General features: G+C 64.6%; 12 protein-coding genes. 6 read left to right on the top strand and 6 right to left on the bottom strand.

All coding sequences use genetic code 11. The annotated features are described in order from the left end of the window. The first annotated feature begins 21 nt into the window (after positions 1-21). Entirely contained in the window at positions 22-2,238 is a 2,217-nt protein-coding gene (locus OKW26_RS07045) for a TonB-dependent receptor (RefSeq protein ID WP_429353091.1), read from the top strand. 126 nt (positions 2,239-2,364) lie between these two features. Here the strand turns inward: OKW26_RS07045 and OKW26_RS07040 are convergent, their stop codons facing one another. The 3 genes from OKW26_RS07040 to OKW26_RS07030 form a co-directional block, all read right to left on the bottom strand. Further along, positions 2,365-2,502, bottom strand: coding sequence for a hypothetical protein (locus tag OKW26_RS07040; RefSeq protein ID WP_167368721.1), 138 nt, complete (start codon positions 2,500-2,502; stop codon positions 2,365-2,367). 48 nt (positions 2,503-2,550) lie between these two features. Beyond that, positions 2,551-3,048: a universal stress protein gene (locus OKW26_RS07035; protein WP_429353090.1), complete on the bottom strand. Its 498-nt coding sequence runs from the start codon at positions 3,046-3,048 to the stop codon at positions 2,551-2,553. A gap of 552 nt (positions 3,049-3,600) precedes the next feature. Next, a complete protein-coding gene (locus OKW26_RS07030) occupies positions 3,601-3,918 on the bottom strand; it encodes a DUF1840 domain-containing protein (RefSeq protein WP_018423542.1) in 318 nt (105 codons plus the stop codon). A 301-nt stretch (positions 3,919-4,219) separates the two neighbouring features. Here OKW26_RS07030 and OKW26_RS07025 point away from each other — a divergent pair, with 301 nt between their 5' ends. The 3 genes from OKW26_RS07025 (at position 4,220) to OKW26_RS07015 (ending at position 7,731) form a co-directional block, all read left to right on the top strand. Beyond that, positions 4,220-5,386, top strand: coding sequence for an HPP family protein (locus OKW26_RS07025; RefSeq protein ID WP_429353089.1), 1,167 nt, complete (start codon positions 4,220-4,222; stop codon positions 5,384-5,386). Between the two features lie 117 nt (positions 5,387-5,503). Next, positions 5,504-5,920 carry a MarR family winged helix-turn-helix transcriptional regulator gene (locus tag OKW26_RS07020; RefSeq protein WP_090807212.1) on the top strand — a complete coding sequence of 139 codons (417 nt, stop codon included), beginning with the start codon at positions 5,504-5,506 and terminating at the stop codon, positions 5,918-5,920. A gap of 2 nt (positions 5,921-5,922) precedes the next feature. Further along, a complete protein-coding gene (locus OKW26_RS07015; RefSeq protein WP_429353088.1) occupies positions 5,923-7,731 on the top strand; it encodes a chloride channel protein in 1,809 nt (602 codons plus the stop codon). 68 nt (positions 7,732-7,799) lie between these two features. On the opposite strand, the gene OKW26_RS07010 is transcribed toward OKW26_RS07015, so the two are convergent. Together OKW26_RS07010 and OKW26_RS07005 are read right to left on the bottom strand one after the other, a co-directional pair. Further along, positions 7,800-8,189 (bottom strand): hypothetical protein, encoded by a 390-nt coding sequence (locus tag OKW26_RS07010; protein WP_429353087.1) that lies wholly within the window; start codon positions 8,187-8,189, stop codon positions 7,800-7,802. Positions 8,190-8,326: 137 nt separating this feature from the next. Next, positions 8,327-9,229 (bottom strand): glutamate/aspartate ABC transporter substrate-binding protein, encoded by a 903-nt coding sequence (locus tag OKW26_RS07005; protein ID WP_184025029.1) that lies wholly within the window; start codon positions 9,227-9,229, stop codon positions 8,327-8,329. A gap of 261 nt (positions 9,230-9,490) precedes the next feature. Here OKW26_RS07005 and OKW26_RS07000 point away from each other — a divergent pair, with 261 nt between their 5' ends. Next, a complete protein-coding gene (locus tag OKW26_RS07000; RefSeq protein WP_184007090.1) occupies positions 9,491-10,114 on the top strand; it encodes a LysE family translocator in 624 nt (207 codons plus the stop codon). Between the two features lie 23 nt (positions 10,115-10,137). Here OKW26_RS07000 and OKW26_RS06995 read toward each other — a convergent pair whose 3' ends face one another. Further along, positions 10,138-11,553, bottom strand: coding sequence for a PLP-dependent aminotransferase family protein (locus tag OKW26_RS06995; RefSeq protein WP_187618688.1), 1,416 nt, complete (start codon positions 11,551-11,553; stop codon positions 10,138-10,140). A gap of 186 nt (positions 11,554-11,739) precedes the next feature. Between OKW26_RS06995 and OKW26_RS06990 the strand changes: the two genes are divergently transcribed. After that, a complete protein-coding gene (locus OKW26_RS06990; protein WP_090807225.1) occupies positions 11,740-13,068 on the top strand; it encodes an aspartate aminotransferase family protein in 1,329 nt (442 codons plus the stop codon). Positions 13,069-13,111 lie beyond the last annotated feature (43 nt).

Raw genomic sequence — 13,111 nt, 5'->3', positions numbered from 1 at the left:
ACCACGCCTACTTTCCAATTCATGTCCGTTTCACGCTGGAATCGCCCGCAGGCCACGCCTGCTCAAGCCACTCTGCATCGCGCCACCATCCTTGCCGCCATCGCCGTCGCTTTCAGTGTCCCGGCCAGCGCGTTCGCTCAATCCACCGACTCCGACTCCGCCCCCGCCGCCGACGGCACGCTGCCCGCCATCAAGGTTCAGGCGGCCGCCGTCGAAGAGTTGCCCGGCGACCTGTCGCCGACATACGCGGGCGGCCAGGTCGCGCGCGGCGCCGACTACGGCGTGCTCGGCAAGCAGCGCAACATCGACATGCCGTTCAGCATGACGACCTACACGGCCAAGCTGATCAAGGATCAGCAGGCGCGCACGCTCGCCGACGTGGTCGAAAACGACCCGTCGGTGCGAACCGCGTACGGCTACGGCAACTTCTCGGAAGTGTTCGTGATTCGCGGCTTCCAGCTCAATGCCGACGACATCTCGATCAACGGTCTGTACGGCGTTACGCCGCGCCAACTGGTCTCGACCGCGGCGGTCGAGCGGGTCGACGTGTTCAAGGGCGCCAACGCGTTCCTGAACGGTGCTTCGCCGACGGGCTCGGCGATCGGCGGCGGCGTGAACGTGCAGCTGAAGAGAGCGGAGGACACGCCGACCACCAACGTGACACTCGCAACCAGCGGCTCCGGCGAGTTCGGCGCGCAGGTGGACGTCGGCCGACGCTTCGGCAGCGAAGGCCAGTTCGGGATCCGCGTGAACCAGGCGAATCGTGACGGCGAGACGAGCATCGACGGCGAACACCGCCGCGACAACACTACGGCCGTCGCGCTCGACTGGCGCGGCGACAAGCTGCGTCTGTCCGGCGACTTCCTGTATCAGCGCGAGCACGTCAGCGACGGCCGCCCGGTCGTCTACTTCACCGACGCGATTCCCGCCGTGCCGCCGGCAACTTACAACTACGCGCAGAACTGGTCGTACACGAACCTCGAAGACACCGTCGGCATCCTGAAGGCCGAATACGACTTCCTGCCTGGCTGGACCGCCTATGCGACCGGTGGTGTGCGCCGCACGGTCGAGCAAGGTGAGTACTACTCGCCGACCTATTCGTCGACCGGCGTCACCGGTGCCCGTCTCGGCGTGCCGTACAACCAGAATTCGAGTTCCGCCGAAGTCGGCGTGCGCGGCCGCTTCGACACCGGCCCGGTCTCGCATAGGGTTGCGGCGGGCGGCGCCATCACGAGCGAGAACACCAACTCCGCGTGGACCTACGCCTTCATGGGCCCGGTCTCGCTCTACAACACGGTGCAGACGCCTTACCCGGCCACGACGATGTCAGGCGGCAACCTGGCCGATCCGGGCATGACGGCCACCACGGTGATCCGCAGCGTGTCCGCGTCCGACACGCTCGGCTTCCTGCATGACCGGGTGCTGTTCACGGTCGGCGCGCGTCGCCAGCAGATCGCGACGGCCAACTACGACAACACGGGCATCGGCAGCGGCAACTACAGCGACGGCATCACGACGCCGCTGTTCGGCCTCGTTCTGCGCCCGACGCAGAACGTGTCGATCTTCGCGAACCGCAGCGAAGCGCTGGCAGCGGGCAGCATCGCGCCGGCGGGCACGCTGAACTACGGTCAACAACTGGCGCCGGTCCGCACGAAGCAGTGGGAAGTGGGTGTCAAGTACGACACCGAAAGGCTCGGTGCGTCGTTTGCCGCTTTCCAGATCGAACAGCCGTCGGCGTTCACCGACGCGGCCACGCATATTTATGGCCTGAACGGCAACGAACGCCATCGCGGTCTCGAAGCCGAAGTGCATGGCGAGCCGCTCAAGGGCCTGCGTCTGCTGGCCGGCGCTTCGCTGATGGACGCGACGCTCGAGAACACACAAGGCGGAACCTACGACGGCAACCGTCCGGTGGGCGTGCCGACTTTCCTGTTCAACCTGGGCGCCGATTACGACATTCCGATGGTGCCGGGGCTCGCGGTCAACGCGCGCTGGATCCATACCGGCGCGCAGGAAGCGAACGCGGCCAACACGCTGTCGATCCCGTCGTGGAACCGCTTCGACCTGGGGGCGCGTTACGAGACGTCCCTCTACGGCAAGAGGACGACGTTGCGCGCCACCGTGCAGAACGTGACGAACAAGGCGTACTGGTCAGCCGTGTCGGCCTACGGCGCGACGACGTACCTGACCCAGGGCGCACCGCGTACGTTCCTGTTGTCGGTCAGCACCGACTTCTGATTGTCTGACGTAACGTCGGTCGCCTGTGCCAGCGGCTTGCATGCATGACTAAAACGCTGCCAGGCTTTCGGGCTGGCAGCGTTGTAGTGTTTCCGCGCAAACTGAACGGCGTGGCGCCGCCCCTCGTCACTCGACCGGCGGCTCGCCTTCGGGTTTTTTCTTCGGCCGCTGCGCATCGGCTGCGCGCTGCGGCAGCTTGCTCTTTTCGTTGTCGCTGTGCCTGACGGGCTGAGGATGATTGAACTGTTCGTCGACGTCTTTCATGGTGTGCCTCCGTGCCAACGCAACGCAACTCAACACACAACACAACGCTCATGAATGTTCGGCGGACCGCGCGGTCTCGCCCGTGCCTGCGGCTGCGGCCGGCGCATCGGTTGCCGCGCCCATCGTGACCAGCACGCTGCACGTCACGCGATCGAGCAGCAGCCCGTCGTGCCGGCCACCCCACCATCGCGCGAGTCCGTGACTGCGACGATGACCGACGACGACCAGATCGGCCTTCAGATCGTTAGCGAAAAACGGAATCTCATCGAGTGGTTCGCCGATCGCGAGATGACCGGTCGCGCGAATTCCGCGTGCGGCGAGCTTTCGTAAGCCCTCGTCGAGCAGCGTTTTGGCGGATTCGTTGATGAAATCGACCGGCACCGCGGACGTGATGTCCGCGCCCTGCATCCACGCCGTATTGTTGAGCACGGAAAGCAGGTGCACTTCTGCGTTCAGGTCTTGCGCGAGAGCGGCACCGTCCTTCAACGCGTGTTGTCCTTCGCGAGTTCCGTCGTAGCAGAGAAGAATGCGCTTGAAGCTCGACATGAGAATCTCCTTGCGCCGTGCGGCACGTGATCAATTAATTATATGTCAGTTCGTGATATATACCGCGCGACACCGATGCATGCAAATACCTACAGAAACGCGGTCAAACAGGCACTATTCACGAGTTTCGGCGGCCACCGAATCCCTGCCCTGAAATAGCGGTTGCTCGGCGCGGCGATCAGGAACACCGCGCTACGACTCAGGCCACAGAAAGAAAACATGAGCAGCGTTTGCCGCGGGATCGACGGGCAAACCATAGCCATGCGACCGAGCGGTCCATGCCTCGTGCGGCGAACCGTTCGGCCATTTCACGAGCACCACCGCTCCGCTGGACAACTGGTCGACAACGGTGCCGCCATACACGCCGATCACACTGCTTCGCACCCCCGTGCCGCACGATGCGGTGCAAGAGCCGCACACCGGCTGCGGGTATCGGCCGGTCTGCTGCGCGGGTGAGAACGCATAGGCAAGCGGAACGGCGCAAACCGAAATGAGGACGATTGCGAAACGTCGACACGACGCAAGTCGTTTCATCGCGATTCCCTCGACGAACTACAGCCCCCAGATGATGTCTGCGTCCGAGTCGCGCGCCGCACGCATCATGTCCAGAAACGGCCACGCGCGCTGCGACAGCCGGTTGCGCGACTCGCGTTGATTACTGGTTGAGCAGTGCAATGCTTCGAGGGTCGTTTCCGCGGCCGCGTCTTCGGTGATGGCGGTTTCGAGCCGATCGATCGCGCGGGGCAGCTCGTCGTGGCTGATAACACCCCGCGCGCCGAGCCGCTTGCCGATCAGACCAAGCAGATATTGTGCGAGATCCCTGAGCATGACGACATCCGGCGACGCCGTCGATTGAAATGTGATCATCATGATGGCTCCTTTATCGGTCTATCAGGCAACGGGCCAACGAGTCCTCCCAATCCGCCTGCTCTCATTTTATATCACGATGTGACAAAAAAGAACGCGCCGAGGGTTGATTTAAGGGCCATGCTGAAGCACGTCGGCTGTGGTCTCGACTGTCTGCGAGATGCGACAGATTCCGCGCGCCGCGCGGGGGGCGGAGAACTTTTATATCATATTGACATATAATCATGACCAGACTGTATTCGCGTTGCCAGGGTTTCCCCGGTAATGTCGGGCCCGGCATCATCGACTACTTTCTGCTCCTATCTTGTCCCGCTCTCCTGCTCTCGGCTGGCTTGCCAGCTTTCTCCCTGCACCGGTCACCGTGAAATGGCACGAGCGTGCGCGTTCGTGCCTCGGCGCGCTTCTCGGCATCGCGTTCACCGGCGGTCTGATGTATCTGCTGCTCGGCCCTGTCGCAAATATTCCGCTGCTTGTCGCGCCGATGGGCGCTTCCGCCGTGTTGCTGTTCGCGGTGCCCGCGAGCCCGCTGGCGCAGCCATGGTCGATCATCGTCGGCAACCTCGTGTCCGCGACGGTCGGCGTAACCTGCGCCATGCTGATCGGCGATCCGACGCTGGCGGCCGCCCTCGCGGTGGCGCTGTCGATCTCCGGCATGTTCGCGCTGCGCTGCGTGCACCCGCCGTCGGGCGCGGTCGCGTTGACCGCGGTGCTGGGCGGCCCGGTCATTCATGCGCTCGGCTACCGCTTCGTGCTCGAACCCATCGCGATCCAGTCGGCCGCGCTGCTATTCGCGGCGCTCGTCTATCACGCGGCAACCGGCCACCGTTATCCGCATGCGGGACGCCAGGACCGCGCGACACCGAGCCAGGCCGCCGACGAAGCCGCGCGCGTCGGCTTCACGCGCGAAGACGTCAAAGCCGTGCTCGGACGCCGTGACGAACTGCTCGACATCGACACCGACGATCTCTATTCGCTGCTGCGCGAAACGCAGCTTCAGGCGTTCTCGCGCAGCTTCAACGAACTGCGCTGCGAAGACGTGATGTCGCGCCACCTCGTGTCGGTATCGCCGGGCACGCGCGCCGCCGCCGCATGGCAGTTGTTCAAGCGCCACAACGTGAAGGCGCTGCCGGTCGTCGACGCGGCGCAGAAACTGCTAGGCATCGTCACGCGCGCCGATTTCGTCGACAGAAGAAGCTTCGGTGCGCTCGGCCCGATCCTGAACTACTTCGACGGCTGGCTGCGCGGCGATGCGCTTCGCACGTCGAACGTCGGCAGCGTGATGACCACCGACGTCTGCACCGTCGCCGCCACCGATCCAATCACGGAACTGGTGCCGATGTTCGCGAACTTCGGCCATCACCACATCCCGGTGCTCGATCGCGCGGGCCGCGTGGTCGGCATGATCACGCAGGTGGACCTGATCTCCGGCCTGTATCGGCAAACCGCCACCCGAGCCCGCGAGGCGGCCTGATTTTCAACTAAAAGACCGAGGAGACCTGCCGCGCGATGCCGTTGCGACGGCCGCAATTCGCTCAAGTACATCATGACGTGATATATTTTCGGTTTTCTTCGCATCGGCGGATTTGCCATGAAAGTACGGACTCGCAAGCTCGTTAAGAGCGATTTCGAGCAGTTGTCGCAGTTTCGCTATCAGATGCGGCGCTTCGAGCGCTTCTCGGAGCAGGCCGCGCAAAGCGAGGGCATCACGCCGTTGCAATACCTGTTGTTGCTGCACATCAAGGGCTATCCGGAGCGCGACTGGGCGACCGTCGGCGAACTCGCGGAGCGTCTGCAGGCGCAACATCACGGCGTCGTCGCGCTGGTATCGCGCTGCGAGGCACTGAATCTCGTGCGCCGCCAGGTCAGCGAGACCGATCGCCGCCAGGTTGAAGTACACCTCGAAAGAGCGGGAGAACGGGTACTCGAACGGCTTGCGGAACTGCATCGCGCCGAATTGAGATCGCTCGAAGGCTCCTTCCAGGTTCCACGGATCGACCTCGACTAACCATGAGCATGAATTCCCACAAACGCGACTTCGCGGCGAATGCACGGCTGCCCGGCATCTTCGCGCTCGCCGCAGGCATCGGCTTCGTCAGCACGATTGCCGCCTTTGTTCTGCTGAACCTGATTCGCCTGTTCACCAATCTGTTTTTCTTCGGCACGCTGTCGTTCGTCGACCGCTCGCCCGCCACCAATACGCTTGGCATTTGGGTGATCGGCGTGCCGGTGATCGGTGGTTTGATCGTCGGGCTGATGGCGCGCTTCGGCTCCGAAAAGATTCGCGGCCACGGCATTCCCGAGGCGATCGAGGCGATCCTGTTCGGCAAGAGCAAGATGTCGCCGAAAGTGGCGGTGCTCAAGCCGTTGTCGTCAGGCATCGTGATCGGCAGCGGCGGGCCGTTCGGCGCGGAAGGCCCGATCATCATGACCGGCGGCGCGCTCGGCTCGCTGATCGCGCAGTGCGTGAAGGTCACGGCGGCGGAACGCAAGACGCTGCTCGTGGCGGGCGCGGCGGCCGGCATGACCGCGGTGTTCGGCACGCCGCTCGCGGCCGTGCTGCTCGCGGTCGAACTGCTGCTGTTCGAATGGCGGCCGCGCAGCTTCCTGCCAGTCGCGGTGGCGTGCGCGGTCGCTGGCTTCGCCCGCGTGATTTTCTTCGGTACAGGTCCGCTGTTTCCGCTACAGACTGCCGCGCCCGATGGCTGGTCGCTGCTGTCGTGCGCGGTCGCGGGCGGGTTGTCGGGCGCGCTGGCGTCCGGCCTGTCCGCCTCGCTCTACAAGGTGGAAGACCTGTTCGGCAAGCTGCCGATCCACTGGATGTGGTGGCCAGCGCTCGGCGGCATCGTCGTCGGCATCGGCGGCTGGCTCGAACCGCGTGCGCTCGGCGTCGGTTACGACGTGATCGGCGATCTGCTGCATCAGCACATTGCAGTGCAGGTCGCCCTTTTGCTGCTCGCGGTGAAGGCGGTGATGTGGGTCATCGCGCTCGGCTCGGGCACGTCGGGCGGTGTGCTCGCACCGCTCCTGATGCTCGGTGCCGGACTCGGCACGGTGCTCGCGCATTGGCTCCCGGGCAGCGAACCGGCGCTGTGGCCGCTCGTCTGCATGGCCGCGACGCTTGGTGCCACGCTCGGCGCGCCGCTGACGGCCATCGTGTTCGCGTTCGGCCTCACGCACGACGCCAACGCGCTGTTGCCGCTACTGACGGCAACGCTGATCGCGCACGGCTTCTCCACGGTCGTGATGCGGCGCTCGATCATGACCGAGAAAATCGCGCGACGCGGCTATCACATCTATCGCGAGTACGGCGTCGATCCGCTCGAGCGCCACTATGTCGACGAAGTGATGACCGCCTCGGTCGAATCGGTCGATGCCGCCACGACGGTCGGCGCAACGCTGCAGACGCTGTTCGGCGCGAACCAGCTGCGCCGCGCGTATCCGGTGGTGCGCGACGGCGCGGTGATCGGCGTGGCCGACCGCATGTTGCTCGAACGCTTCTGCGCCGAGGACACGGAACGCAAGCGCGCGATGACGCTCGCCGACGTGTTCGCGCAACACAACACCGCGTTTGCTTTGTCATCCGAAACCTGCCGGCTGGTGGCGACGCGGCTCGCCGTGCTCGGGCTCGAACGCCTGCCGGTGGTCGCCGATCGCAACAGCATGCGTCTGGAGGCATCGTGTCGCGCAGCGATCTGGTCAAGCCGTCGCTCGCGCACTTCGAAGACGAGCACAAACGGGAACGTTTCCGTCGTATCGGGCCGTCGTTCAGCAAGCGGCGCTTCGCGCCGGTTCGCGCCGGTTCGTAAAGCCAGCTAAAAAGACCGCAGCAAAAATCAAAGACCGAGCCCCCGTCAGGGTCTCGGCCTTTTTATTCGCGCATGGAGCTATTTGCCCGCGCCACGCGACTCGACGCAACCCAGCACGAGCGTGTCGCCCGATTTCGCGCCGGGACCCAGCGCCGCCGTGTGGAAGTCCGCGTGGTCGCAATGCCATTCGGCGTGGAAGTCGCGTGGGCATGCCATCGTCGTGCCGCCTTTGTGCAGGCCGGGCAGCGCGTAATCGCAAGTTTCCCGTCCGTTGCAATGACGCTCGAGCTCACGAGTCAGGTTGCCGCGCGGCGCGCCGCAATTCTCGCCATAGGTGCCCGATACGATCGTAATCGCGCGCGTTTGTGCGTCGGCGTTTGCGGACACCGTGAATACGCCGCTTGCCAACGCCAGCGCAGCACGAAGAATTCCACTGGAGAAAATCCGTCCGCGCCGCGAAGATTCCATCGGCCTCTTCACTTTGCACCTCCGTTCCCGCTATAGGCTACGTTCAACCGAAACGCGCCGCCTATAGCCAGGTATAGAGGAAAGAGCAAAAGACTGCCACTAGAAACCATTCCTACGCGCAATAGCGGCCAAAGCCGTTATTCGAGCGCCTTGTCGTTCGGCGTCGCGTAAAGCTGTTTCAGCGAATCGCTCATCGGAAAGTCGAAGCTGATGTTCTTCGGCGGCACCGGCTTGATGAACCATCGGTCGTACATCGTGTGGATTTCCGGTCCTTTCATCACCTGTTCGAGCGTGTCGTCGACGAGCTTTCTGAACTCCGGATCGTCGCGTCGCAACATGAAGCCATACGCTTCCGACGATTGCGGCGTGCCGGTGATGATCCAGTCCGACGGCTTCGCGGTCAGCGTGCGCGTGCCGGCAAGCAACACGTCATCCATCATGTACGCGACGGCGCGGCCGCTTTCGAGCGTGAGACGCCCTTCGCCGTAATCTTTCGCGCTGATGATCTGCATGTTCATCTTCTTGTCCTCGTTCATCTTGCGCAGGATGCGCTCGGACGTCGTGCCCTGATTCGTCACGACCGTCTTGCCCGCGAGATCCGGAAAGTCCTTGATGCCCGAGTCCTTGCGCGTCAGAAGACGCGTCGTCGCGACGAAGAACGTGTCGGCGAACGCCACCTGGCTTTGGCGCGCGACGAGATTGGTCGTCACGCCGCATTCGAGATCGACCGTGCCGTTCTGCACGAGCGGAATGCGATTCTGCGAGGTGACCGGGATGAAGCGCACCTTGAGGTCCGGACGCTTCGTTTTCGCCTTGACCGCATCGATGACCTTGTTGCACAGGTCCTGCGAAAAGCCGACCACCTCGTTGTTCGCGTCGACGTACGAGAACGGCACCGACGTCTCGCGATGGCCAATCGCGATCACGCCGCTTCGCTGGATCTTCGCGAGCGTGGACGTCGCGTCCTGCGCGAACGCGCCCGGACTCGCCAACGTTGCCGCCACGAGCATGGCAACAGTGGACCAATTCATCACTTTCATGGGTATCTCCAATCGTACGGCAGGTTCCTGATGGATAGCGGGCTGCTGCTGCGCCAGCCGTCTACATATGTTGCCATTAAAAAAATAAATGCAACATATGTTAACTACCGAGTGTTGAAACGCCGCGTGGCGACGCTTTCCGGCCAATCAAGTCATCATCGATCCGTACCGGACATCATTCTCAAAACCGTACAGGTACTGTACCGGCCCCTGTCGCTAGAATGAGCCTCACCGTTTTCTGTTGGCGACACCGGAGCCCCCATGTCTTTCGTCACTCTCAGCGCGCTGCCCGCCGGCATCCTGTTCGCGCTCGTCACCTCGATCACGCCCGGTCCGAACAACACGATGCTGCTCGCGTCGGGCGTCAATTTCGGCTTTCGCCGCACGCTACCCCATCTGTCCGGCATCAGCGTCGGCGTGGTGCTGTTGATGTTGTCGGTCGGCATCGGCCTCGGCGAGGCGTTCGTGCATTTCCCCGTGCTGTATACGGTGCTCGAAGTCGTCAGCGTCGCTTATCTGCTGTATCTGGCGTGGAAAATCGGCACGTCGGGCGAACTGAAGCTCAGGAACGGCGAGCGTCGCCCGATGCGCTTTCACGAGGCGATCGCGTTTCAGTGGGTCAATCCGAAGGCGTGGATGATGGTGCTGACCGCCGCGACGACGATTCACCTGAGCAACAGCTTCGGCATGAACGCCGTCGCGATGGCTGCGGTGTTTTACGTGATCGGCTTTCCGTGCATCTGCGTGTGGGCCGGTTTCGGCACCGCGATGCGCGAGGTGCTGTCGAACCCGAAGCGGCTGCGCGTCTTCAACATCGCGATGGCGCTGCTGCTGGTCGCGTCGCTGTATCCGATCGCGCTGAAGCTGATCGGGCACGGCGGCTGAGCTTTCGACGCGCGCCGCCGCGTCTACCACGCCCCCTGCCCGACCCGCTCGATGAAGCGCCACAACGCGTCGTCGCTCGAATACGGCGCGTTGAAGCGGAACCACGCGCTCGGCGCGTCGTCGGGACGGAAGTAGGAGCCCGGTGCGAGCCAGATGCCGTGCGCGAGCGCGGCGGTCGCGACCTCGGCGGCGCGCTCCGCTTCGATCGGCAGACGCGCCAGCATGAAGAGCCCCGCGCGCGGCCGGTGAAACACCTCGAGCCCGAGCGCGTCCAGCCGTTCTTCGAGTGCCACGTGCGCGAGCTTGAGCCGTTCGTTGACCGTCTCGACGTGGCGCGCGTAACGCCCTTCCACCAGCACCTTGTCGACGATCCGCTCGATCGTTTCCGACGACGTCAGCCCCACCGCCATCTTCGTGCGCGCGAGTTCGCGCAGCACCGCCTGCTCGGCCACCACATAGCCGCAGCGCAGCGACGGCGTCACCGTCTTCGAAAAGCCGCCGACGTGCAACACGCGCTGCAAGCCTTCCATCGCCGCCAGTAGCGGCGCGCCGGCCGGCGCGAGTTCGCGGCTCACGTCGTCCTCGATCACCCAGATGCGCTCGCGCTCGGCGATCTGCAGCAAGCGGAACGCGGCCGACATGCCGAAGGTCGCGCCGGTGGGATTCTGGAGCGTGGTGTTGACGAAGATCGCCTTCGGCTTGTGCCGCGCGACCAGCGTTGCGAGAACGTCCGTATCGACGCCGGCCGGCGTGCGCGGCACGCCATGCACGACCAGCCCGGCGAGCTTCAGGATCTGCAGCAGATTGCAGTAGCCGGGATCTTCGACGATCACCGCATCGCCCGCGCGCAGCAGCGTGCGCACGATCAGATCGAGCCCCTGCGTCGCGCCCTGCGTGAGCAGCACGTTCGCGACGTCGACGGGCAGCCCGCGCCGGTCGAGTTGTTCGGCGATGCGCTCGCGCAGCGGCGCGAAGCCGTACGGATGGCCATAGTCGCCGAGCCGCGCGGCCGGCACCCGGCTCAGCGCGCGCAGCGAGTGCTGCAGGCCGCTCTCGTTGGTCCATTCGCTCGGCAGCCAGCCGCAGCCCGCCTTGATCGGCACCGAGTGATCGGCGAACACGTCGGACAGCAGCCACGTCGCGGTCAGGCTCGGCGGCGTCCAGTCGGCGACGGCCGCCCGTGTGGACGGCGAGCGCGCCGCCACCCGATAGCCGGAGCCGCGCCGCGCGACCACGAGCCCCATCGACACCAGCCGGTTGTACGCCTCGGTCACGGTGAAGGTGCTCAGCGCGTGGCTTTGGGCAAGCTGCCGCACCGACGGCAGCAGTGCGCCCGCGCGCAGCGATTGCGAGTCGATCGCGCGCGCGAAGCTCTGCACGACCTGTTCGACGAGCGTCGGCGCCGCGCGCCGGTCGCGTTGAAGGTCCAGTTCGATCATGTTTCGGGCGAAAAACGAGGGGCAAAAAGACGAACCGCGGACCGCCCGCCTACCGGAACAGTTCGCGCGAATCCACCAGCACGGTTGACACCACACTTGGTCAACTGTTTATGCCGCCATTAAACCGCGAGGGCTACAGTTTGGCTACGCTTAAAGCCCCAACCGACACCACTTCGAGGAGATGCCATGACTTCGCGCCCCGTCATCGACGATCTGTCGTCCTTCTGGATGCCCTTCACCGCCAATCGCCAGTTCAAGGCCGCGCCGCGCCTGCTGGAATCGGCGAAGGGCATGTACTACCGAAGCACCGACGGGCGCGAGATTCTCGACGGTTGCGCCGGGCTGTGGTGCGTGAACGCCGGCCATGGCCGCGATGAAATCGTCGCCGCGATCACCCAGCAGCTGTCGACGCTCGACTTCGCGCCGACCTTCCAGATGGGCCACCCGCTTGCGTTCGAAGCGGCGAAGAAGGTTGCCGAGCTGATGCCGGAAGGGCTCGATCGCATCTTCTTCACGAACTCGGGCTCCGAATCGGTCGACACCGCGCTGAAAATCGCGCTCGCCTACCATCGCGCGCGCGGCGAAGGCCAGCGCACGCGTCTGATCGGCCGCGAGCGCGGCTATCACGGCGTCGGTTTCGGCGGGATTTCGGTCGGCGGTATCGCGCCGAATCGCAAGACGTTTTCGGGGGCGCTGTTGCCGGCGGTCGATCATCTGCCGCACACGCACAACCTCGAACACAACGCGTTCTCGAAGGGCCAGCCCGCATGGGGCGCGCATCTGGCCGAGGAGCTGGAGCGCATCGTTGCGCTGCACGACGCTTCGACGATCGCCGCGGTGATCGTCGAACCGGTGGCCGGCTCGACCGGCGTGCTGGTTCCGCCGCAAGGCTATCTGCAGAAGCTGCGCGAGATCTGCACGAAGCACGGCATCCTGCTCATCTTCGACGAAGTAATCACGGGCTTTGGCCGCCTCGGCAAGGCGACCGCGAGCGAACACTTCGGCGTCACGCCGGACCTGATCACGCTGGCGAAGGCGATCAACAACGCGTCGATTCCGATGGGCGCGGTCGCGGCGAGCCGCACCATCCACGACACGGTCGTGGGTAGCGGCGCGCCGGGCGCGATCGAGCTGTTCCACGGCTACACGTACTCGGCGCATCCGGCGGCTGCCGCGGCCGCGATCGCGACGCTCGATCTGTACCGCCGCGACCAGTTGTTCGAGCGCGCGGCCAGCCTCGCGCCGACGTTCGAAGCCGCCGCGCATGGGCTGCGCGACGCGAAGCACGTGAAGGACGTGCGCAATCTCGGCCTCGTCGCGGGCATCGAGCTCGAATCGCGCGACGGAGCGCCGGGCGCGCGCGCCTACGAGGCGTTCGTCAAATGCTTCGAGGCAGGCGTGCTGATCCGTTTCACCGGCGACATCCTCGCGTTCTCCCCGCCGCTGATCATCGACGAAGAGCAGATCGCGCGGCTCTTCCGCACCGTTGGCGAGGTGCTGGCGACGGTGCAGTAAGAAGGCCCGCAAGCGCGCCACCAGGCGACGACGAAAGAGCGGC

The sequence above is a fragment of the Paraburkholderia sp. 32 genome, from assembly GCF_050435345.1.
GTDB classification, from domain to species: domain Bacteria; phylum Pseudomonadota; class Gammaproteobacteria; order Burkholderiales; family Burkholderiaceae; genus Paraburkholderia; species Paraburkholderia tuberum.
This window is presented reverse-complemented; position numbering and strand designations above follow the sequence as displayed.

What these genes read in the sequence shown, in the direction of transcription:
- OKW26_RS07040 (WP_167368721.1), bottom strand. Translation starts at nt 2,502, where the DNA reads ATGAAAGACGTCGACGAACAGTTCAATCATCCTCAGCCCGTCAGGCAC.
- OKW26_RS06990 (WP_090807225.1), top strand. Translation starts at nt 11,740, where the DNA reads ATGACTTCGCGCCCCGTCATCGACGATCTGTCGTCCTTCTGGATGCCC.
- OKW26_RS07030 (WP_018423542.1), bottom strand. Translation starts at nt 3,918, where the DNA reads ATGATGATCACATTTCAATCGACGGCGTCGCCGGATGTCGTCATGCTC.
- OKW26_RS07010 (WP_429353087.1), bottom strand. Translation starts at nt 8,189, where the DNA reads ATGGAATCTTCGCGGCGCGGACGGATTTTCTCCAGTGGAATTCTTCGT.
- OKW26_RS07035 (WP_429353090.1), bottom strand. Translation starts at nt 3,048, where the DNA reads ATGTCGAGCTTCAAGCGCATTCTTCTCTGCTACGACGGAACTCGCGAA.
- OKW26_RS07020 (WP_090807212.1), top strand. Translation starts at nt 5,504, where the DNA reads ATGAAAGTACGGACTCGCAAGCTCGTTAAGAGCGATTTCGAGCAGTTG.
- OKW26_RS07000 (WP_184007090.1), top strand. Translation starts at nt 9,491, where the DNA reads ATGTCTTTCGTCACTCTCAGCGCGCTGCCCGCCGGCATCCTGTTCGCG.
- OKW26_RS07045 (WP_429353091.1), top strand. Translation starts at nt 22, where the DNA reads ATGTCCGTTTCACGCTGGAATCGCCCGCAGGCCACGCCTGCTCAAGCC.
- OKW26_RS07015 (WP_429353088.1), top strand. Translation starts at nt 5,923, where the DNA reads ATGAGCATGAATTCCCACAAACGCGACTTCGCGGCGAATGCACGGCTG.
- OKW26_RS06995 (WP_187618688.1), bottom strand. Translation starts at nt 11,553, where the DNA reads ATGATCGAACTGGACCTTCAACGCGACCGGCGCGCGGCGCCGACGCTC.
- OKW26_RS07005 (WP_184025029.1), bottom strand. Translation starts at nt 9,229, where the DNA reads ATGAAAGTGATGAATTGGTCCACTGTTGCCATGCTCGTGGCGGCAACG.